This is a genomic window from Paenibacillus sp. HW567, from assembly GCF_000374185.1.
GTDB lineage: Bacteria > Bacillota > Bacilli > Paenibacillales > Paenibacillaceae > Paenibacillus_AQ.
Genome location: NZ_KB910518.1, coordinates 3,436,162 through 3,456,833 on the forward strand (window position 1 = coordinate 3,436,162; position 20,672 = coordinate 3,456,833).

Annotated in this window: 19 protein-coding genes and 1 tRNA gene; 7 read left to right on the forward strand and 13 right to left on the reverse strand. The window is 52.3% G+C overall.

The window, feature by feature from the left end:
- Positions 1 to 33 precede the first annotated feature (33 nt).
- The gene (gene rpmG / locus B212_RS0115755) at positions 34 to 183 is read right to left on the reverse strand and encodes a 50S ribosomal protein L33 (protein ID WP_019911883.1); all 150 of its coding nucleotides are present in this window, start codon (positions 181 to 183) and stop codon (positions 34 to 36) included.
- A 202-nt stretch (positions 184 to 385) separates the two neighbouring features.
- Here rpmG and B212_RS0115760 point away from each other — a divergent pair, with 202 nt between their 5' ends.
- The 3 genes from B212_RS0115760 to B212_RS31570 are packed head-to-tail and all read left to right on the forward strand — an operon-like array spanning position 386 to position 3,354.
- Positions 386 to 1,417 (forward strand): CobW family GTP-binding protein, encoded by a 1,032-nt coding sequence (locus tag B212_RS0115760; protein ID WP_019911884.1) that lies wholly within the window; start codon positions 386 to 388, stop codon positions 1,415 to 1,417.
- 35 nt (positions 1,418 to 1,452) lie between these two features.
- Complete coding sequence (locus tag B212_RS0115765) at positions 1,453 to 2,442, forward strand: permease (RefSeq protein WP_019911885.1); 990 nt, start codon at positions 1,453 to 1,455, stop codon at positions 2,440 to 2,442.
- Positions 2,443 to 2,478: 36 nt separating this feature from the next.
- A complete protein-coding gene (locus tag B212_RS31570) occupies positions 2,479 to 3,354 on the forward strand; it encodes a TIGR03943 family putative permease subunit (protein WP_019911886.1) in 876 nt (291 codons plus the stop codon).
- Here the strand turns inward: B212_RS31570 and B212_RS0115775 are convergent.
- The 4 genes from B212_RS0115775 to B212_RS0115800 all read right to left on the reverse strand — a co-directional run bounded on the left by B212_RS0115775 (position 3,347) and on the right by B212_RS0115800 (position 7,858).
- Positions 3,347 to 3,739, reverse strand: coding sequence for a NusG domain II-containing protein (locus tag B212_RS0115775; protein ID WP_028530872.1), 393 nt, complete (start codon positions 3,737 to 3,739; stop codon positions 3,347 to 3,349). The two genes, B212_RS31570 and B212_RS0115775, sit on opposite strands and share 8 nt — an antisense overlap.
- 462 nt (positions 3,740 to 4,201) lie before the next feature.
- Complete coding sequence (locus B212_RS31575; RefSeq protein WP_156830141.1) at positions 4,202 to 6,544, reverse strand: PAS domain S-box protein; 2,343 nt, start codon at positions 6,542 to 6,544, stop codon at positions 4,202 to 4,204.
- A 582-nt stretch (positions 6,545 to 7,126) separates the two neighbouring features.
- Complete coding sequence (locus B212_RS0115795; protein WP_019911890.1) at positions 7,127 to 7,582, reverse strand: VOC family protein; 456 nt, start codon at positions 7,580 to 7,582, stop codon at positions 7,127 to 7,129.
- Positions 7,583 to 7,774: 192 nt separating this feature from the next.
- A tRNA-Leu gene (locus tag B212_RS0115800) sits at positions 7,775 to 7,858 on the reverse strand.
- A gap of 178 nt (positions 7,859 to 8,036) precedes the next feature.
- Between B212_RS0115800 and B212_RS0115805 the strand changes: the two genes are divergently transcribed.
- Together B212_RS0115805 and B212_RS31585 are read left to right on the forward strand one after the other, a co-directional pair.
- A complete protein-coding gene (locus B212_RS0115805; protein WP_019911891.1) occupies positions 8,037 to 8,501 on the forward strand; it encodes an Lrp/AsnC family transcriptional regulator in 465 nt (154 codons plus the stop codon).
- Positions 8,498 to 9,115: a LysE family translocator gene (locus tag B212_RS31585; RefSeq protein WP_019911892.1), complete on the forward strand. Its 618-nt coding sequence runs from the start codon at positions 8,498 to 8,500 to the stop codon at positions 9,113 to 9,115. Before B212_RS0115805 ends, B212_RS31585 begins: the two co-directional genes overlap by 4 nt.
- 42 nt (positions 9,116 to 9,157) lie before the next feature.
- Here the strand turns inward: B212_RS31585 and B212_RS0115815 are convergent, their stop codons facing one another.
- Both B212_RS0115815 and B212_RS35035 read right to left on the reverse strand, forming a co-directional pair.
- Complete coding sequence (locus B212_RS0115815) at positions 9,158 to 10,387, reverse strand: CynX/NimT family MFS transporter (protein WP_019911893.1); 1,230 nt, start codon at positions 10,385 to 10,387, stop codon at positions 9,158 to 9,160.
- Between the two features lie 174 nt (positions 10,388 to 10,561).
- Entirely contained in the window at positions 10,562 to 10,663 is a 102-nt protein-coding gene (locus B212_RS35035) for a hypothetical protein (RefSeq protein WP_019911894.1), read from the reverse strand.
- A 208-nt stretch (positions 10,664 to 10,871) separates the two neighbouring features.
- Here B212_RS35035 and B212_RS0115825 point away from each other — a divergent pair, with 208 nt between their 5' ends.
- On the forward strand, positions 10,872 to 12,587 hold the full coding sequence (locus B212_RS0115825) for an ABC transporter ATP-binding protein (RefSeq protein WP_019911895.1): 1,716 nt from the start codon (positions 10,872 to 10,874) through the stop codon (positions 12,585 to 12,587).
- Positions 12,588 to 12,671: 84 nt separating this feature from the next.
- On the opposite strand, the gene B212_RS31590 is transcribed toward B212_RS0115825, so the two are convergent.
- From B212_RS31590 to B212_RS0115840, 3 genes are all read right to left on the reverse strand, one after another.
- Positions 12,672 to 13,862 (reverse strand): M20 family metallopeptidase, encoded by a 1,191-nt coding sequence (locus tag B212_RS31590; protein WP_019911896.1) that lies wholly within the window; start codon positions 13,860 to 13,862, stop codon positions 12,672 to 12,674.
- Between the two features lie 87 nt (positions 13,863 to 13,949).
- Positions 13,950 to 15,395 (reverse strand): DEAD/DEAH box helicase, encoded by a 1,446-nt coding sequence (locus B212_RS0115835; RefSeq protein ID WP_019911898.1) that lies wholly within the window; start codon positions 15,393 to 15,395, stop codon positions 13,950 to 13,952.
- 42 nt (positions 15,396 to 15,437) lie between these two features.
- Complete coding sequence (locus B212_RS0115840; RefSeq protein ID WP_019911899.1) at positions 15,438 to 16,091, reverse strand: HD domain-containing protein; 654 nt, start codon at positions 16,089 to 16,091, stop codon at positions 15,438 to 15,440.
- A gap of 1,011 nt (positions 16,092 to 17,102) precedes the next feature.
- On the opposite strand from B212_RS0115840, the gene B212_RS0115845 reads away from it, so the two are divergent.
- Positions 17,103 to 18,377, forward strand: a complete 1,275-nt coding sequence (locus B212_RS0115845; RefSeq protein ID WP_019911901.1) for a histidine--tRNA ligase — start codon at positions 17,103 to 17,105, stop codon at positions 18,375 to 18,377.
- An 81-nt stretch (positions 18,378 to 18,458) separates the two neighbouring features.
- Here the strand turns inward: B212_RS0115845 and B212_RS0115850 are convergent, their stop codons facing one another.
- The 3 genes from B212_RS0115850 to B212_RS31595 form a co-directional block, all read right to left on the reverse strand.
- Positions 18,459 to 18,797, reverse strand: coding sequence for a hypothetical protein (locus B212_RS0115850; RefSeq protein ID WP_019911902.1), 339 nt, complete (start codon positions 18,795 to 18,797; stop codon positions 18,459 to 18,461).
- A 211-nt stretch (positions 18,798 to 19,008) separates the two neighbouring features.
- Entirely contained in the window at positions 19,009 to 20,163 is a 1,155-nt protein-coding gene (locus tag B212_RS0115860; protein ID WP_019911905.1) for a hypothetical protein, read from the reverse strand.
- Positions 20,164 to 20,184: 21 nt separating this feature from the next.
- The gene (locus B212_RS31595; RefSeq protein WP_084673299.1) at positions 20,185 to 20,619 is read right to left on the reverse strand and encodes an ankyrin repeat domain-containing protein; all 435 of its coding nucleotides are present in this window, start codon (positions 20,617 to 20,619) and stop codon (positions 20,185 to 20,187) included.
- Positions 20,620 to 20,672 lie beyond the last annotated feature (53 nt).

A 20,672-nucleotide genomic window follows, 5' to 3' on the forward strand; every position in this document is an offset into this window, starting at 1 on the left:
GGATTTGTCGATTGGCCTATCGGGCAAAAGGACTTAGCGGGTTTCACGGTGCAGGGTGACCCGCTTCAGCCGCGGACAATATTTATTCAGCTCAATCCGTCCGGGCTGGTTTTTCTTATTCTTGGTGGTGGTATAGTTGCGGTCACCGGTTTCCGTACAGGCGAGTGTAATGACTACTCTCACTATTGATCAGCTCCCTTTTTGTTTAATCGTAATATTTACGATTTACACATTCTACATGTTATCTCTGCCCATTGTCAACAGCACCTTCCAAAAAATCTTAGGCTGTCTCAGATTTGTGGTCTTTCCGGCGGGGATGTTACGTATAGATGGATTATGAAAATATGATTCTTGCAATTGCAAAATGGGAGCGGGAGTGAGGAAGATGAAGATACCGGTAATTATACTTGGCGGATTTCTGGGGAGCGGTAAAACAACCCTGCTGCTCACCCTGCTGAAGGAGAGCAAGGCACGGGGGCTGAATCCCGGCGTGGTGATGAATGAGCTGGGAAAAAAGGACGTAGACGGCTATATACTTCAGGAGCATACCGGCGCAAATGTGGAAAAGCTGCTGGACGGCTGCGTCTGCTGCAGCCGCAAGGAGGAGCTGCCGCGGAGCCTCAGCGCGCTGCTTGCGCGGCAGCCGGATATCATCTATATCGAGCTTACCGGCGTTGCCGATCCCGAAGAGATTGCCAAATCGCTGCTGGAGCCTGCACTCAGCGAGCGGCTGGCCCTGCATTATTCCTTAACGCTGCTGGACGCGGAGAACGCGCTGGAATACAGCAGCCGCTTCACTGCCGACAAGCAGCTCGTGCGGACGCTGCGCAAGCAGATTACCAGTGCCGATCTGATTATTGTCAACAAAAGCGATCTCGTCGAGCAGGATACCTTATGGCGGATCGAAAAAATGATCAGCAAGCATAACACGGATTCGGAGATCGTATTTACCCATTACAGCGAAATCAATCTCGCGCCGCTGCTGGCCGGAATTGTCCCCCGCGAGCCCCGCTCCGCTGCTGTGCAGCGCGGGAACCGTGCCATGAGCGGCACACCGCTGAAGCGAATGGGCGGCAGTCATGGGCAGGGCGCAACTGCGTTGCAGGAACCGGAATTAAGACAGCAGGCCTCTTATTCGCAGGTGTCGGCTGTGACGCTGACCTTCCCGCAAGAGGGAGAGGACGGAATCGGCCGGGAAGAGCTGGAGGATTTTTTTCACGAATGGGGAGACCGTCTGTTAAGGGCCAAAGGGCATGTACGGTTAGCGGGACAAGAGACGGTTCAGCTTGTGCAATACGCCGGAAGCCGCTGTACCTGGGAGGCCTCACGTTATCCGGGCCAGCCTTATGTGGTGTTCATCGGACTGAATCTGGATGAGAAGCAGCTCACAGACCGCTGGTCGGCCCTGTTCAGTTAAAGTACACGTTGTTACGGGAAGGAGCCCAGGAAGATTTGAGAACCTTTACTCCGATCAAAATACTGCCGCTGCTCTTCCCCGCAGCTTTTCTGATTACCATCGGCATCCTCTGGCTTCCCCATCATCCGCAGCTCCTGGACAACTCGTATATCGACACGTTCAAGACCGCCTTTATCGGGATTTTGCTGGAGGCTATGCCCTTTGTGCTTCTGGGAGCGCTGCTCTCCTCACTGCTCCAAGTATTCGTGCCGGATGAGATGATCTCCCGTTGGATTCCGCGCCGCCCTATCCCGGCGATTCTGTTCGGCTGCCTGCTCGGCATCCTCTTCCCCGTATGTGAATGCGGGATGATTCCGCTGGTCCGGCGGCTGATGCGCAAGGGAATGCCGCTGCACGTGGCTGTCGTCTTCATTTTATCCGGTCCGATCCTCAACCCGGTCGTCTATGGAGCGACACTGACGGCATTTCGTGCCCATCCCGAGCTTGCGTATGCGCGGATGGGACTGGCCTTCGCGGTTGCGGCGCTTATCGGGCTGGTAATCTACGCCACTGTCCGCAAATCGCCGCTGAGGCTGTCCATTGAACGTGAAAGCGGGGAGCTTCATGCCCGCAGCACCCGCGGCGGCAGGCTGGTTGCCGTCTTCGTGCATACGTCGGACGAGTTTTTTGAAATGGGCAAATATCTGATCATCGGCTGTCTGCTCACCTCCGGCATTCAGACCTTCATGGATCAAGGCAGTCTGGCCGCCATCGGCGGGAAGCCGCTTGGCTCCTACCTGTTCATGATGGGACTCGCCTTTGTGCTCTCGCTCTGCTCCACCTCGGATGCCTTTGTCGCCTCGACCTTCTTGCATACCTTTCCTTCAGGGTCGCTGCTGGCCTTCGTGGTGCTTGGACCGATGCTCGATTTCAAAAATTCGCTGATGCTGCTCTCGCTGTTCAAGACAAAATTTACGCTGTATTTATTTTTTCTGATTTTCTCAGCCGTATTTATCGGGTCTGTGCTGGTCTCATTCTGGTTATGACCCTGACCCGTTCATGAATTTTCAGGAGGTTCCCGCATGAATGACTCCCGGAGCATCCGGCTGCACTATGGTTTCAGGGCGCTCCTTCTGCTGCTCTTCGCGCTCTATATCGGGCATCTCGTTGAGCAGGACGCCTTGCATTATTATGTGGCCCCCAAGCTGGCCCGCTGGATCAGGCTCTGTCCCATTCCGCTTACACTAATGGCGCTTAGTCTCGGCATTCAGGCTGTATTCGGCAAAAGCAGCCTGCTCTGCGACTGTGAGCACCGCCTCCCCCGTTCCGGGCTGGGCAGTACAGTGCTGTACAGCCTGTTTCTGTTCCCGCTGCTGCTCGGGTTCCTGCTTCCCGACCGCGCCCTTGGCAGCGCAGCGGCAGCCAGAAAAGGCATCGCGCTCACCTATAACCATCCAGAGCAAGGTATCCGTGCGGAATTCGCCGCCGCGAGTCCCTATCAGGCAGAGTTCGCAGAGCTGGCAGGCAAGCTTTACGCTCAGCCTGTGATCACCGTGTACCCGGAAATTTTCTCCGAGACCTTAGGGGCAATTGACCTGTATAAAAAACAATTCGAGGGCAAAACCATTGCCGTCTCCGGCTTTTTGTACCGGGAATCCGGGGCGGATATGAAGAATGCTTATGCGGTGGGCCGTTTTCTGGTGCAGTGCTGCACGGCTGATGCTGCGCCTTTCGGAATGCTGCTTGACCCGCACACGCAAATAAGCCTGCCCGCCGACACCTGGATCGAGGTTCGGGGCAAGCTTCATGCCGCGTCATACAAGGGTAAAGAAATCATGCAAATCACTGCCGAGTCAATTACGCCGATTCCCCAGCCATCCACGCCCTACATTTACACCAATGCTGACGCTACAGCCGCCTGGGCGGCAATTCAGCAAGAAAAGAACCAGGCTAAATAACCGCATCCAGCTCGTCATCACCGCCCGATGAGAGCGGGTTGAAGACTTCTACCAGCAGCCGGGCCGGAATACAAATAATCTGCTGTCTCGGCCTGGAGATGAACCCCATATTAATCGCAATCGGGAGCGGAGCATCCGAATAAGTCATTTGGATGCCGTAGTCGTACACCTTTAGAATGTTGTGGCCAAACTTTGTTTTAATATGAATAATTTGCTCTTCCTTGGTCAAGGTAACGGTCTTATACTCTTTGCCGTCTACCGTAATGACCGCCTTCAAATCCCCCTGCGCGTAATGCTCACTGTGGTTGTTATACCATTTGATCCCATAGATCGAACCCGCCGCAAGCAATACCAGCAGGATAAGCATAAAGTCTCCGCGTTTCATTTTTTCCAATTTTGACTCCTTCTCACTTAAAAAAATATCAAATTGGCTTTGACCGTGACTGCGGGGAATGTTTGGACTTCCGGCCGCTGTTGTTCACAGATTTCCTGATTTGAGACCGCTGCTGCGGTTGAAATCTGCGAACAAAGGCGGACGCATTCGCTCCTCCAGTTCCAAACTTCCCCTCCGCCACTTTTTGCCTTTTTGAAGTTTTCTAATTAAATTTATACAAAGCTCATATTCGTAATATTTACGATTAATATAAATATAGTCGGCATCGCACACTTTGTCAACGTTTCCGCCGCAGTGCGGTCAGCACATACAGAGCAGCCTTCATTTCATCTTCTCCTTTCATACCACCGTTCCCGCCAATGCCAAAAAGGCTATCCGGTGTAGAAGCCTCTACTCGGGAATAGCCTTTGCTTGCGGTGAATCTTCAGTAGTCCATGTCCAGCGGAGTGATGGTTACTTGCTGATGCCGACCGACCATTCTCTGAGCACCCGCTCCACTTCAGCCGGGGACACCGGCTTGGAGATGAAATCCTGCATCCCTGCTCTGCGGCACAGTTCCATGTCCTCTTTGCGGGCAAATGCCGTCACGGCTACGATAACCGGAGACAGCTCCATCTCCTCACGAATTTTTTCGGTGGCCTCAATACCGTCCATCAGCGGCATTTGAATATCCATAAAGATGATATCATAATGCCGTGAGCGTACAGCCTCGACTGCCATTTCCCCGTTCAAAGCCACATCGGCATAATACCCGTGCTGCTTCAGGTAGGCCTGCAGCAATTGCAGATTTACCGGATGATCCTCGGCGATCAATATTGACAGGGGGCCGTACCCCCCTTCCAGGGATTCCTCTCCCAGCGTATTCTTCATAATCTGCATATCTCCAACGGGTAAGGAGCCCGGCACTTTTCCAGGCTCCGCATGCGGCAGAAAGACCTGAATTGTGAAATAGAATTCCGCTCCTTCCCCCTCAGAGCTCTCCACGCCGATTCCTCCACCGAGCAGCTCGGACAGCTTCTTGCTGATCGCCAGACCCAGACCGGTTCCGCCATATTTGCGGTTAATTGAAGGATGCAGTTGGGAAAAGGATTGAAAGAGCATTCCCTGGCTGCCCTGAGCGATGCCAATTCCTGTATCCCTAACTGTAAATTTGATGACCAGGTCCCCGTTATCGGCAATAGACTGCAGCATCACCGAGAGGCCAATCTCTCCTTCATCGGTGAATTTCACCGCATTGCCGAGAAGGTTCACCAGAATCTGCCGCAGTCGGGTCTCATCTGTCACTACAAGCGGCGGCAGATCAGGGGCCATATCGGTGTGCAGCACCAGACCCTTCTCCTTGACTTTGGGATAAAACAGCTCCGTCACATGCTGGAGCACTTCACGGAGATCAACCGGCTGCAGCTCAAGCGTCATCATCCCGGCTTCAACCTTGCTGAAATCCAGAACCTCATTCAAAATATGCATCAGCGCCTCGCTGCTTTTGTTAATGATCTGTGTGTAATACTGCTGCTCTTCATCCAGCTCTGTTCCATCCAGCAAATCAGCCATGCCGATGATGCCGTTCAGCGGTGTGCGCAGCTCATGGCTCATAATGGCCAGGAACTCCGACTTGGCCCGGTCCGCCTGCTCTGCGGACTCTTTGGCGCGCACAACGGCCTTTTCCTCGGTAATATCCCGGAAGACAACCACGGCTCCCTTCCGTTCCCCATTGTCGAACAGCGGCGACATCCGGTATTTGACCAGGAAGCTGGAGCCGTCCTGCCTCCAGAATATTCCTTCTTCCTCTTCGTAGGAAAGATGCTCCGACAGTGACTCCGACAACGTTCTCCGCCCACTGCTATAAGGCTCGGCATTCAGCCAGGTCTGTTCAATCGTATGCAGCTTGATGCTCCCCGCCAGCTCGCCGGGCTCATAGCCAAGCATCGTCGAGGCTGCAGGATTAATAAACATCATTTCGCCCTCAAGATTCATACCAAATATACCTTCTGAGACGGAATTCAATATAAGCGCATGCTCGTAGCTCAGCTTCTCAATCTGCTCCAGACGGCGCTTGCGCTCAGTGATATCGCTAGTAATGCCGAATACACCCGCAACCTTGCTGTTCACCATGATAGGCACATAGATCATACTGACCTCGACCGGATAACCTTCCCGGTGAATAAGCCTGCTCTCGAAGGACTGGGCCTGTCCGCCGGCAGCCAGCCCGAAACGCCGTTCTACAAATTCCAGCTCTTCCGCATCAATAATCTCGTTGTAGCCGGACAGCAGAAGGCTCTCCCGTGAATAACCGGTCAACTGCTGCAGGCTGGCGTTCAGCGACTGAACCTGCCCCCGCAAATCCATGGCGCAAATCGCCGAAGGGTTATACTCAAACAAGGATTTGTAGCGGTTCTCGCTCTCCAGCAGCTTCAATTCATATTGCTTGTGTCCGGTGATATCCGTCATTTCCACAATTCGATGGGCAGGAGCGCCTGTTGACTCATCAAAAGTCAAAAAGATACGCAAGGCTATCCAGATGATCCCGCCATCTTTGCGCACAAAACGCTTTTCTTTATCTACAGCCATGCCGGAACTCCGCAGCAAATATTCCGCAGTCAGCTCATGATCCGCCGCAAGCTCATCTTCCGGGTAAGCCATATCCGGGTAACGGAGCTCCTTCAGCTCCGCTTCAGTATAACCAAACATCGTGCAAAGTGCAGGATTTGCCATTAGTATCGTGTCATCTTTCGTGGAGACTACCGCGTAACCTATAGATGATCGCAAATACAACTGCTTATATATAGTGTCGGTCAATGATAGAGCCTCCTCTGTACAAGTGGGGACTAAGACTAACACTAGTATACATTTTTTTTGATAAAGATGCTTTATGTCTAGGCACACATTATTCCATGAATGAGGAGATTGCAATTCAGGAAGGTGGATTTAAATGCCCGGCCCTGCATAAATGGACATCAAATGCATTATAAGGATTGCGGAAAAGAAACAGCGATCATAATCATCCACCCTCCGAGATTGAGAAGCTTGAATTTTCAATATCAGGGACAAATGTCGGAGGATTTTTGAAGAATCACTTTTGATATCCGCGGTCATGGGCCAAAGTCAAGCTTCCAAAGAAGAGATTACTTATTCATTAAGCTCCCGGAATATCAGGCTGCTAACGGATCATTTGGAGCTTGAAAAAGCCTTTTTGTGCGGGTATTCAACCGGCGGCGGGATCGTGCTTGATTTTCTGTTGAGCTTTCCTGAGCGTTCGGCGGCATTGTCATTGGGGGAATGCCGGACAATATCATCAATATAGTCTGCGCTATAACTGTACGGCTCAAACGGGAAATATCATTCAACCGTATTCATCATTTCGGCCGCTAATTACAGAGGTCAAAGGCTCCTTCCGTGACTTCGCTCCCATTCCTCCCAAGCCACTACCCCAAGTTCCGGCTGCGGGTCATCGGGTAACACGGCAATGAACTCCAACGAGTGACCATCAGGATCACGAAAATAAATGGAAACAGCGGGAATCCATCCGAATACAAAAGGGTCTTCTGACCCATCATCTAAAAAGTTGCGTACAGCGATGCCCCGCTCTTTCAGCCAAGGAACAATGCCGGCCATGTCCCCTGCGGTAGTCTCAAAAGCAAAATGCTGGCTGACAATTTGAGCCGGGTCTTTCTCCCACAGGCCAAGCATCGCCCTCCTGGGTTCCCCGATCCAAAAGAATCGGCAGCGTCTTGCATCCTCATAGGCCACCGGCATTCCCAATATCTCCCTATAAAATTCCGACGATTTCTCTAAATCAGATACATAGATATGGGTTTCGAACAAACCTTTTATCATCAAGCTTCACCTCAATAAAATTGTATTTTTCTGTTAATTTTACTTGCGGATTTACTTTTATGTCAAGAACATAGGACTTAATGAAATCCAAGCTCTCGTTAGCTCAAGTCACGATCAGAAGCCCGAGGCGGCAACTTACGCAAAAAAGACCCGCAATTGCCGAAGCAACTGTGGGCCTTTTTGTAGGCATGATGCGGTCGAGAGGACTCGAACCTCCACGGTATTGCTACCACACGGACCTGAACCGTGCGCGTCTGCCAATTCCGCCACGACCGCATATTATGTATCATAGCGATTTGATCACTACAAATAAGACTATACTCTCTTTAATTACAAATTGCAAACTATTTTTTGTCAGTGTTCTTTAGTTACGTCATCGAAATAAAAATGCTTGTTTTAATTAAATAAATAAAGTATTTTATGATTAACACTTAATAAAGAAAGGTGGAGTGAAATGGACGCCATTGATTACAAGATTCTCAATGCACTAATGGAGAACGGGAGAATTACCTGGGCCGAGCTCGCGGGTCATCTGGGCCTCTCCTCACCGGCAACGGCAGACCGCGTGCGCAAGCTGGAAGAGCAAGGCCTGATCAAAGGGTATACCGCTCTGATCGACGCTGAATCCGCAGGCAGCGGGCTGGGAGCGCTCATCGCCGTCTCGCTGGAGCGGCCTGCGCACCGGGAAGCTTTTCTGGACTTGGTGCAGAAGCTGCCGGAGATCCAGGAATGCCATCATACCGCCGGGGATGACGATTACGTGCTGAAGGTACGCTGCCGGGGAACACGTGATTTAGACCGGATCATCAGCGAACAGCTCAAGAGTCTCCCCGGCATTGTGCGGACACGCACGACTATTATTTTAGGGACAGTAAAGGAAACTCCGAATGTGCCGCTGCCCCCTGCGGAGCCTACATGATCATCTGGTCAGCCCTGTTAAGCGGCTGTGGCTTCGGCTTTGCCATAGCTGCTCCCGTCGGCCCCATGTCACTGCTCTGTATGAACCGGACCTTGCGGCAGGGCTTCCTGGCTGGACTGGCCACCGGTCTCGGAATTACACTTGCCGACATGCTTTATGCCTTGGTGACGGTGTCCAGCATCAAGGTTGTGAATAATTTCACCACAATGTATGCTCTGCCGCTCCGGCTGCTCGGCAGCCTGTTCCTTGGCTATCTGGGCGTAAGAGCCTTGCTCCCCGCCAGTACCAGCCTGAAGACAGAAACTATGCGCGGCGGCATGTCCTATTCCCTCGCATCATCTTTCCTATTGACTTTGGCGAATCCGGCCACCCTCCTGAGCTTCATGGCACTCGCTGCTTCACTGGGGACCTCCATCGGCTGCTCCTGGTTTCTGCCTGTGGGCATCGCCCTCGGCTCCGGCTGCTGGTGGCTGCTGCTAAGCACCATAATTTACTGGATCAGAGGCAGACTCCCTGCCTCCTTCATCCGCTCGCTGAACCTCTGCTCATCGGTCATCCTGATCCTGTTCAGCTTGTACGGCATCCTCACCGCCCTAACCGGGCATGGAGAGTAAGCGGAATTCGAAGCAGACTCCCCTTCACAACTACACCGAAACTTATCTTTTATCACCTACAAAGCGGTCGCTTCCTGCACCAAGTCCAACAACCAAGAGCAGAATACTGGCGACAGCCAATAAAGCCAGCGGAATATTCCAGTTCCCGGTCACGTCATGCAAAAGCCCGAACAGTGCAGGCCCCATCGCCGCCAGCAAATAACCAAGCGATTGGGCCATCCCCGACAGCTCGCTCGCTTCCCGGGCATTTCGGGTACGCAGGCTGAAGAACATCATCACGAGGCCAAAAGCGAAACCTCCGGCAATGCCGATGCAGATGGCCCATAAGGCCATCCAGGAGCTTGCGCCAAGCCAGACTCCAAGAATGCCAATAATAAAGAGTATGGAGGTGACCAGCACCAGACGGCGCTGGTCCTTCATTTTGCCTGCCCACAGCGGCACAAAAAAAGTAAACGGCAACTGGGCAAGCTGCATAAGCGAAAGAATCCATCCGGCATGGCTGGAGGACATGCCCCGCCCGACCAGAATTACCGAAAACCAGGCAATCAGCACATAATAGAGCAGTGATTGCAGCCCCATGAACAGAGTCACCTGCCAGGCTAGCCGCGAGCGCCACATTGCTCCCGAGGATTGGCCTTTGCGCCCAGCGCTGTCTTGGGCCAGATTCCGTAGCTGCGGAATCCAGAACAGCGTGGCCAGCGCAGCCACGATAAACCATATGGCCAGTGTGCCCCGCCAGCCCAATCCGCTCTGCTGCGCCAATGGAACGCTGATTCCGGAGGCGGCCGCTGCACATAAATTCATCGAGACGGTATAGACTCCAGTCATAAGTCCGATGCGCTCGGGGAATCTGCCTTTGATCAGCCCCGGCAGCAGCACATTGCAGACAGCGATGGACAGCCCGATCATGGCTGTGCCCAGGAACAGCATTGCCGCTCCCGAGGACGAGCGGATCAGAATGCCCAGAGACAATGCCAGCATAGCCAGCATAAGCACGTTAGCAGTGCCAAAACGGCGGGCCAGCCCCGGTGCAAACGGTGACAGCAGCGCAAACGCCAGCAGGGGCAGCGTCGTTATCGCTCCTGAGAGCGTACCCGATAATCCCAGATCATCCCGGATCATCCCCAATAAAGGTCCAACAGAGGTGAACGGGGCGCGCAGCGCAGCGGCAATACAAATAATGCCCACGGCCAGCAGAATGCGGCTCGCTCCAGCGTCCGGGCGGGACTTGTCCGGCTTTTGAATAAGTGCTTCTTGCTGCTTTACTTTCATGATGCTCCTCCTGGTGATCTATGTATTCACATTAAATAATTATATCTCCTTGCTTCCGGCATTGCACAATATTTCAAATTCGGTAAAGGCTGATTTATAGCGGGAAGCATATTCTTATATTTCAACAAACCGCCAGTCCTTGGGACTGGCGGTCTGCAGCAAATGAATCGCGGTTTATACCCAGAAAGATTTTGTGATGATAACGAGCAGGATGAACAGAACCAGAATGGCGCCAGCAGAAGTAAAGCCGCCGTATCCTCCAACATTTTCGCCCATGATTAACTCCTCCTTTGTCCTTGCATACAGATAAGATATGTGGGAAGGAGCACTCGGGATTGGGTAAAACGGCAAAAATCCGCCCGAAAGATATGCAATTTTTAACTTCTTTCCGTTGACAAATACCGTCCCCGTCTTTAACATGAGGTTTATTGAGAATTAATCTCAATTAGATATACATAATTCTACAGAAATGAGTGAACAAGAGATGCTGCGTCGTTTTTTTGCCTACTATCGTCCCTACAGAAAATTGTTTATTCTCGACTTCACCTGTGCTGTGGGTGCGGGGCTGCTTGAGCTGGCTTTTCCGGTGGCCGTCAATAAGTTCATTGATGATCTGCTGCCGGGACAGGACTGGCCGCTGATTCTGATTGCCTGTATTGTGCTGATGGCGATTTACGCCTTGAATACAGCAATGCAATATATCGTGACCTATTGGGGGCATATGCTGGGGATCAATATTGAAACCGATATGCGCAAAAAAATGTTCGACCATATCCAGAAGCTGTCCTTCCGTTACTTCGACAACAACAAAACCGGTCATCTGATCGGACGCATCACCAATGACCTGAACGATATCGGGGAGCTGGCGCATCACGGGCCGGAGGATGTATTTATTGCCATCATGACTTTGGCAGGGGCATTTGTCCTGATGGCCGATATCAATCTGAAGCTTGCCATTATTACTTTTATTATTGTGCCGATTATGGCCTGGATCATCATTTATTTCGGACGCAGCATGACCGCCACCTATGGCCGGCTGTTCGGCAATGTAGGCAGCTTCAATGCCCGCATTGAGGATAATGTCGGGGGAATCCGGGTTGTGCAATCTTTTGCCAATGAGGAGCATGAGAAAAAGCTGTTTGCCGTCGATAACCAAATGTTCCGTCAAACCAAGCTGATGGCGTATAAGCTGATGGCCAAAAGCTCGTCGGTCAGCTACATGATGACCCGTCTGATTACCATCGTCGTGATGATCTGCGGTGCCTGGTTCTTCATTAAGGGAGAGCTTGCGATCGGGGAATTCGTTGCTTTTATTCTGCTGTCCAATGTCTTTTTCCGGCCGATTGACAAGATCAGCGCCGTCATTGAGAGTTATCCGAAGGGGATTGCCGGCTTCAAGCGTTATCTGGAAGTCATTGATGCGGAACCCGATATTGCCGACAAGCCCGGCGCACTGGATGTTGCTTCCCTGCACGGCGATATTGTCTTTGACCATGTCAGCTTCGGCTACGAATCGGGCCGTCCGGTACTGCAGGACATCAGCCTGAAGGTGAAAGCCGGAGAAACCATTGCCTTCGTTGGACCCTCCGGGGCCGGCAAAACCACGATCTGCAGCCTGCTGCCCCGCTTCTATGATGTCACCGGCGGCGCCATCTCCATTGACGGGAACGACATCCGCGACCTGAAGCTGAATGCGCTGCGGAGACAGATCGGGATTGTGCAGCAGGATGTGTTCCTCTTCTCGGGAACTATCCGCGAGAATATCGCTTACGGCAAGCTGGATGCGGAGCTTCCTGAAATCTGGGAGGCAGCAAGACGCGCGCATTTGGAGGAGCTGATCAACAGCCTGCCGGCCGGGATGGACACGGTCATCGGGGAACGCGGCGTGAAGCTGTCCGGCGGGCAGAAGCAGCGGCTTGCCATCGCCCGGATGTTCCTCAAGAATCCGCCGATACTGATTCTGGATGAAGCCACCTCGGCGCTGGACACAGAGACAGAAGCAGCCATCCAGCAGTCGCTGGCGGAGCTGTCCGTCGGCCGGACGACCCTTGTGATCGCCCACCGCCTTACGACGATTAAGAACGCCGACCGGATCATTGTCGTGAACGAGGAAGGCATCTCCGAGGAGGGCCGTCACGAGGAGCTGCTGAACACCGGCGGCGCATACAGCCGTCTGTATCAAGCACAGTACAACGCATAGTTTAGAGATGTAAAAAAACCTTCCGCTGGAATCGCCTGATGAATATGGGCGCGGAAGGTTTTTTTGCTGTGCCTCTAATAGGCCTTAATCTTTTACTGTCCCCAGAAAGCGGATTGCCAGCTCTCTATAGAAGCCGATGGAGGCCAGATACGCTTCAATGTCTACCCATTCATCCGGCTGGTGGGCCAGGGCGGGGTCGCCGGGGCCATAGATCAGAACGGGCAATCTGCCATTGTCATGCAGCACAGAACCGTCCGTGTAGTAGGGAACGCCCTGCACTGCACGGCTCTCTTCTTCGGGTGGCCCCGCTGCTCCCAACGAGGCGGCAGTCTCCAGCGCCGTGGCAATCAGCTCCCGGCTGGGGTCAGTGCAGACCACACTGCGGTCCAGCAATTGCTCCACTTCATACCTGTAGCCGGGATGAAGCTGCTGAATTTGCTGCAGCCTGGCTTCAATCTCCCCAAGGAGCGCGGCATGCCGCAGCGGCGGAACCGTGCGGATATCCACATCAATGGTGCAGCGATCCGGGATAACATTGGTCTGCACTCCGCCTTCAATCTTATTCACCGACAGGCTGCTTGTGCCCAGCACGGCATCATGGGCCTGCCATTCCAGCGCGTGGCTGCGCAGCAGCGTTATTACCTCCATCATCCCTTCCACCGCATTCAGGCCAAGCTGCGGCATCGAGCCGTGGGCGCTGCGCCCGAATAACGTTATCCGCAGCCACAAAGCACCTTTGTGGCCCACCGCCACCCGGCTGCCGGTCGGCTCCCCGATCACAATGCCGTCCAGATCCAGCGGGCTGTTCTGACCGGCATACATCCGTGCTCCGCAGCTATCCACCTCTTCTCCCGCAGTCGCCAGGAATACCAGATCACCGCCCAGCCGGATGCCTTCCTGGTGCAGTGAAGCTGCGGCGAGCAGCATGGCGGCGAGGCCGCTTTTCATATCGGAGGTTCCCCGCCCGTACATCCGTCCGTTGTCAATTACCGCTCCATGTGGAGGATAACTTCCGGCGGCGGCAGTCCAGGGGCTGACGGTGTCCAGATGGCCGCAGAACATCAGCCTCCTGCTCCCGGCCCCATGAAATACAGCCTCCAGATTGCTCCGCCCCTGCTCGATTCCGGTGATGCTGCTCTCCACGCCAAGCTCCCGCAAAAAATCGTGCAGCAGCTCAGACAAGCGGTGCTCATTACCCGGCGGATTGCACGTATCCACCTCAATCAAGCGCTGCAAAAAGGGGACGGCAAATTCCCGGCTTCTCAGATTCTTCATGTTCCACGCCTCCCGGTAGTCCGAAGTTTCTATTGTAATCCCTGCCGCTCCAGTTCAGTTCAGGTTAGCTTGCTTGTTCCCGCCGCCTTATTTCTTCGCGATATGCACCTTCAGCAGCTTGCCCTTCACGGTGGTGTCCCTCATCGCCTGCAGCACCAGCGTACCCTTGCCGTTGAGGATATCGACGTAAGTCACATTGTCCTGAATCGTGATAATCCCGATATCCTCGGCGGTGATCCCTTCCAGCTTCGCAATCGTGCCGACGAAATCGACGGCCCGGAGTTTCTTTTTCTTCCCGCCGTTAAAATACAGCTTCATGATGTCCTGGTTCATCACCTCGGTTTTGCCCTTCTTGCGGACCTGCTGCTTGCCCAGCTTCTCATCAAAAGCAGGCTTGGCGTAAGCCACGGCATCCGCCGAAGGCGCCTTCATCACCGGGAGGCTGAACCCGATATAGCGCTCAATGTCCTGAACCCATTTGTGCTCATTCGGCGTGGCGAATGTGACCGCTTTGCCGCTTTTGCCTGCGCGTGCGGTGCGTCCGGTGCGGTGCACGTAGCTCTCTTTTTCCATTGGAATATCATAGTTGACTACGTGAGTTATATTCTCAATATCAATGCCCCGCGCGGCTACATCGGTGGCGATCAGATAGCGGAACTGGCCTCTTTTAAAAGCATTCATGACCTCAAACCGCTCGTCCTGCATCATGCCGCCGTGGATTTTGTCCACCGGGAACTCCAGATCGGCCATCCCCCGGAACAGCGCGTTCACCTGATCCTGCGTCCGGCAAAAAATAATGCAGCTCTCGGGATTCTCCACCGTCAGCAGGTCGAGCAGCACCCCAAACTTGGCCGCTTGTCTGACTTCAATCAGCGCATGCTCAATCGCCGCCGTCGTCAGACCGCTGGCTTCAATCTCAATGTCCACCGGCTGGGTCATATATTTGCGGCACAGATTCTTCACAGCATCCGGCAGCGTGGCGGAGAACAGCATCGTTACCCGTTCCCGGGGCAGCTTCTGGATGATTTGCTCAATCTGCTCAATAAACCCCATGCTCAGCATCTCATCCGCTTCATCAATGACCAGGAATTTGATCCGGTTCAGCGGCAGTGTGCCGCGCTCGATATGGTCGAATACCCGTCCCGGCGTGCCTACGACGACATGCGTTTTTTGCGCAAGCTCGATTTTCTGCGGGGCAAACGGCTGCTTGCCGAACACAGCGACCGCCTTGATCCGCTTGAACCGTCCGATGTTGGTAATATCCTCTTTGACCTGTGCGGCCAGCTCGCGTGTCGGCGTCAGCACCAAAGCCTGCGGCTTGTTCTCCGCCCAATCCACCAGCTCGCAGAGCGGGATGCCGAACGATGCGGTTTTGCCGCTGCCGGTCTGCGATTTGACGATCAGATCCTGCCCTTCCAGGGCTACAGGAATGACCTTGCTCTGCACCTCGGTTGGCTCCAGATAGTTCAGCACATCCAGCGCGCGGATAATCTCTTCATTTAACTCATAATCTCTAAACTGCAATTCACTCATGTAGTTGTTCCTTCCGTCTAATGCATTGTCTTATTATTGCAGCTAGTGGCTTCCCTGGTTCCATTCCTTATAAAATTGCTCCAGAAAAATAAGCATGAAATTATGCCGCTCCTCCGCCAGCTTGCGCCCGTAAGGCGTGTTCATCAGGTCTTTCAGCTTCAGCAGCTTCTCATAAAAATGATTAACCGCCGTTCCTTTGGAGTAATCGCGGTACTCCTTCTGCAGGGTTTCATCACGCGGCGTTATCTCCGGGTCATACACCGGACGCCCCTTGGCTCCCGAAAAAACCATCGTTCTCGTTATGCCTATCGCTCCCAGCGCATCCAGCCGGTCGGCATCCTGCACCACTTGTCCTTCTAGGGTTGACATCGGTGCTCCCCCGCCGCCGCTGAAGGACATCGTTTCGATGATCTGCATAATATGCCTGATTTGTCCCTCGTCACTCAGATGCTGCGCCAGCCAGTTATGTACTTTGAGCAATCCCGCTTCTTTGGAAGGGTTCAGCTTCTCGTCAGCCACATCATGCAGCAGAGCTGCTATTGTACAGATAACAATATCCGCCTGCTCCATCTCCGCGATCAGCGCCGCCATATTGCGCACACGGTCCGTGTGGAACCAGTCATGACCGGTCCGGTCCTGGCCTAATTGCTCTTTGGCGAAGCTTTCGGCTTCGGCAATGATTGGAGTAGAATTCATGGAAAACACTCTCCTTATTGTGTGATATTGCTCCATAGCTTGCATGGCTTCTCTCAATCGTCTATAATGTGCTGTAATCCAGCCTTGAAGGGATCTGATTCGCATGAACAGCATTACTATCATACTGAATCCACTTCATCATCACAAGCAGCGTTAGCACTCCTGAACATTATTCAGGGAGGGCTAACGCATTTCGCGTTTGACCTCCCTGCGGCATACTGAAGCGCGCAGGACCAAGAGGTCCGGCGCGTTTTTTATTTGGAGATTTTTTTCAGACCCCACCCCAAAATTAGCGGGGATTGGAGAAGGGGAAGAAAAGTGGTATTTTCGTGCCAGTGCCTGAACGAGTACAGCACCCGTTCTAAATCTGCGGCTTAGGACGAAACCTCTGTGGTTCGGGGAGAGAGGGTTCGTCGTATCCATCCCCCCCTTGTTCCTTAACGGACTGTAAGACCCTTATTTTCCAGAAAGGGATACATTTAGTCGAGGTACGGACCGTATGGCGCTTATTGCCTCTTCGGCAGGTAACTTTGGGGTAAAAGTCCACCCATAACGGCTCTGGAGTCCGTACACTTGCGAAAAAGTGACTTCCAGTAGAAATAAGAGCTGCTCCGTCCGTAACAAACGGTCAGACAATTCTGACCAGGGAGATGCTTCCGTTCGAGGGCCCTGATACGCCAGCAGTGTGATCTCCACGCCCTAATCCGTTCGGCGGTAATCTGTTCGGCAGAGAAGCGTTTGAACTCCAGCATGTAGAGTCTGACGATCCGTTAACGGGAGAATCACCCTCCATTACAGACAGAACAGGCGTTTTAGAACAATTAAAAGGGTAAGCATCCCCCTATATTAGGTCAGTAACTCTTTCCGTAGTAGTTAGAACGATTATACAGGGAGGAATTCTCTTTACCTCATGGATAACGGGAATTCCACACGAAGTAGCAGGGATTTTTCCGCTTATTATTTTGGTTTTTAGCTATTTTGCAAACCAACAATTCAAAGGAGCTGCTGAACATGCAGAACGTTAAAGGAACCTATGATTATTTCGGCCGGGAGCAGGCCATCCGCCAGAAAGTCCGCTCCACGCTGACCGAGCTGTTCGAAGTATACGATTTTGAAGCTATGGATACGACCTTGCTGAATGAACTGGAGCTGCTAACCTCCAAATACGCCGGCGGTGACGAGATTCTCCGCGAAATGTACCAGTTGACCGATCAGCGCGGACGCCAGCTTGGGCTGCGCTACGATCTTACGATTCCTTTTGCCAAAGTGATCGCTCTGAATCCGGGTATTGAGCTACCCTATAAGCGCTACGAGATCGGCAAGGTGTTCCGGGATGGTCCGGTCAAAAAAGGCCGTCTGCGCGAGTTCCTGCAATGCGACGCCGATATGGTGGGTTTTCCCGGCCCGCAAGGGGAAGCGGAGCTTATGATGCTCGCGGCAGAGGCCTTCCGCAGATTGGAAATTCCTATCGTGGTGAAATGGAATAACCGGCGTTTCTTGGGCGAAATCCTGGAAGCGGCAGGCGTGCCGCCGGAGCAGCACCTGTCCGTGATGCTGAGCCTCGACAAGCTTGCCAAAATCGGGAGCAGCGGAGTACTGGCTGAGCTTTACGAGAAAGGACTGACCCCGGCAGCCATCGGTACGCTTAAGGAACTGCTGGACATGGAGACACCGTCATTTGAAGAGCTTGCAGACAAGTATAGACTGGCCGGACAGCCCGGCGCTCTGGAGGTTCTGGCCTTGCAGCAGTTGATTGCAGAGATCGGACTCGCCGGGACCTGCGTCTTCGATCCTTATTTGTCCCGCGGCCTGTCGTTCTATACGGGAACAGTCTATGAAATTTTTGACGCCTCAGGAGTGTATTCCTCCAGTCTGGGCGGCGGCGGAAGATATGACGCCATCATCGGTAAACTGGTGGGGCGGGATGACATTGAATATCCTACAGTTGGCATTTCCTTCGGCATGGAGTCGATTATGGCTCTGCTCGGTGAACGCCCGGCCCGTGAGGAGACTTCGGGCGTGCTGGTCATTCCTATTGGGGAGTATCTGCCGCAGGCCCTAACTGCAGCCGCAGCCCTTCGCGCAGCAGGCATCCGCACCGCCGTGGACACCGGAAAGCGCAAGCTCAAGAAAACGCTGGCCTCTGCCTCCGCAAAGGGCATCCGTTATGTCATTCTCATCGGAGAGAATGAAGCCGCCGCCGACAAGCTTCGGCTAAAGGATATGGTGCAGCAAAGCGAGGAGCTGGTGACGGTGGAGGAAGCGGCCCGGCGGATTGCCGGGTAAATCTGCTGTTCATTGGAACTATTTTAAAAGGCAACCCTTCCAGAAGAGTGTGGATGGTTGCCTTTTCCAATCCTTTCATTGCTAGTACTCATTTAAATACACAACATCATCAATGAAATTCTCGATGTTAGATATGTTCTGTACTGGAATAAGCAGCATACAATTGTTCAGCTTCAATACAGTTGAGCAATGCTCCAATCTTGCTATGATTGCATTCTTCCACATCTCACTCAGCCACGGGAAGCAAAACACCTGTTTCTCATGGGCAAGTCCAATCGCTACCGATGCATTCCAGCGTTCATTACTAATATGGCTTAGGTCTCTATCTAGGCGCGAGGGGGCAAGTTCAAGATACTCTACAAGAGTATCAATTGCATGTTTTTCAGCAGTCCCCATTTCTAATTGTTGTCGAACCGTCATGATCCCAGCAGCCTATTTTCTATTTTGTTGCCATCAGCATAAGTTCTACCGGATGTAAAATGATAGGAGAAATGTTCCAAACTATCTTTTCCTGATTTGAAATTTAACATCGCCGGTTTGCAAGTAACGGATACATCCTCCAGATCAAGTGCGGATATCTTCAATATTCCTCCACAAGTATCTAATTTAATTTCCATAGTTCTATTCTTATTCATCCTTCTTGTTCGTTAAGATCATCTGCAAATTGCTCAAAATACTCGGCAAACACCCGGTATAGCTTTGCAAAATGATCGGCCTTAAGATCGTAATGCCCTACGAACTCCACTTGGGTTGGTTGACCTTGATCATAGATGATACGATGACCGTATCCTCCCAACCATACGCTCTGGAACATCAATTTAGCCCGGACGGCGTCGCCTAGCCTCCGAAACCAATCCCTTACGGAAGGGGATTCGGAAAAGACCCGACTCATCCTCCATTGTCGAGGGATAAAATGAACCAGCCAATCTCCCTCTGCGCCTCCGATTTCCTCTTCCACGAAATCCATATTGCCTAAGGCCACTTTCAGGTTTTCGCCAATATGCTTGTGAACCATTTCCCTTCGAAATCGAAGGACGGACCCATGCGGGATGCCATATTCCGTTTCACCGTACCCATCTTCCAAATACTTCACAATGGCTGCATCCAAATCAAAATACAGGACGAGGTTGTCCTGATCCATGCGACTATGACTCTCGACATATTTTCGCAGCGCAGTTCTCTGCTCCTTCCTGATAATGAAGGAAATTTTCTCCTGCCATCTGTAATTCGTCTCATATTGTTTCAGTTCCTTAGGCCAATACTTGGCGAACTCGTCCATTCTGCGAATAAATTCTCTCTTTGTTCCTTGAGAAAAGCCTTCTTCTTTGAATTCCAAAAAAGTCTCCGTATCGTTCCCGTAAATAATCCGTTGCCCCTCGGCTTCCATATCCATGTATGTAATGATTGCATCCACATGTTTGCTCAAGGTAACAAACCACTCCCGGACCGACTTGGAATCTCGCAGCAAACGGCTCATATCTGAAGTCACAGCCATGAAGCGGACACGTAACAGCTCTGCATGATTATCTAGCGCTTCCTCCGAATAATCAATCGTGCCGATCCTCGCCTTGTTCCCTGGAAGAAGGGAGCGTTGAATCTCTGCCCAATCATAATGAGGCCCCGGTTCATATCCACCCTCCAGATACTTCAATACCGCTGAATCAACGCCAAAATGAAGACAGAAACTGCCCGTTCCGCTGACCTCGCCGTGCTCCTGCACATAACGGAGCAAACGATCCCTTTGATCCTTGTGGATCACAAGTATATAGTTATAGTCGAGCCCCATTCGTTCCTCCCTAATTAACGCCTATTCGTTAGCAGGCCGATATTCTTTTAAAAATCTGATGATCTTCTCCGATTTATAGCTTGTCGCCATATCTACGGGAGTATCACCTCTTGAATCCATCACATGGATATCTGCTCCGTGATCTATTAAGTACTGCAAAATATCTACCGGCTCCTCACCTGAAGAACCACCTGTTTGAATGGTTCCATCAATGGACAGGTCCACGGCTTGGTGTAAAGCCGTCCATCCCCCGGAGCATTGATAGTTTACATCGGCTCCGCTTGCGATCAACATGTCCATGATTTCTTTATTTTCATGTTCGACGGCACACATTAATAGTGTCCACCCTGATTGTTCATAACAATTGGGGTCCCCGCCGGTTGAAAGATAATGAGCAACAAAGGCGGTATCCCCAGCAGCTATAGCTCTATAAACGTTATACTCAACCTGCATCATGCAGCCTCCTAAATGTCGATTTTTTTAATAACTACCTCGTTTTCTTCAATTTT

Coding starts and splice junctions, on each gene's coding strand:
- B212_RS0115825 (WP_019911895.1), top strand. CDS start 10,872: ATGCTGCGTCGTTTTTTTGCCTACTATCGTCCCTACAGAAAATTGTTT.
- B212_RS0115840 (WP_019911899.1), bottom strand. CDS start 16,091: ATGAATTCTACTCCAATCATTGCCGAAGCCGAAAGCTTCGCCAAAGAG.
- B212_RS0115835 (WP_019911898.1), bottom strand. CDS start 15,395: ATGAGTGAATTGCAGTTTAGAGATTATGAGTTAAATGAAGAGATTATC.
- B212_RS31595 (WP_084673299.1), bottom strand. CDS start 20,619: ATGATGCAGGTTGAGTATAACGTTTATAGAGCTATAGCTGCTGGGGAT.
- B212_RS0115860 (WP_019911905.1), bottom strand. CDS start 20,163: ATGGGGCTCGACTATAACTATATACTTGTGATCCACAAGGATCAAAGG.
- B212_RS31590 (WP_019911896.1), bottom strand. CDS start 13,862: ATGAAGAATCTGAGAAGCCGGGAATTTGCCGTCCCCTTTTTGCAGCGC.
- B212_RS0115850 (WP_019911902.1), bottom strand. CDS start 18,797: ATGACGGTTCGACAACAATTAGAAATGGGGACTGCTGAAAAACATGCA.
- B212_RS0115815 (WP_019911893.1), bottom strand. CDS start 10,387: ATGAAAGTAAAGCAGCAAGAAGCACTTATTCAAAAGCCGGACAAGTCC.
- B212_RS0115845 (WP_019911901.1), top strand. CDS start 17,103: ATGCAGAACGTTAAAGGAACCTATGATTATTTCGGCCGGGAGCAGGCC.
- B212_RS31585 (WP_019911892.1), top strand. CDS start 8,498: ATGATCATCTGGTCAGCCCTGTTAAGCGGCTGTGGCTTCGGCTTTGCC.
- B212_RS0115805 (WP_019911891.1), top strand. CDS start 8,037: ATGGACGCCATTGATTACAAGATTCTCAATGCACTAATGGAGAACGGG.
- B212_RS31570 (WP_019911886.1), top strand. CDS start 2,479: ATGAATGACTCCCGGAGCATCCGGCTGCACTATGGTTTCAGGGCGCTC.
- B212_RS0115775 (WP_028530872.1), bottom strand. CDS start 3,739: ATGAAACGCGGAGACTTTATGCTTATCCTGCTGGTATTGCTTGCGGCG.
- B212_RS35035 (WP_019911894.1), bottom strand. CDS start 10,663: ATGGGCGAAAATGTTGGAGGATACGGCGGCTTTACTTCTGCTGGCGCC.
- B212_RS0115760 (WP_019911884.1), top strand. CDS start 386: ATGAAGATACCGGTAATTATACTTGGCGGATTTCTGGGGAGCGGTAAA.
- B212_RS0115795 (WP_019911890.1), bottom strand. CDS start 7,582: ATGATAAAAGGTTTGTTCGAAACCCATATCTATGTATCTGATTTAGAG.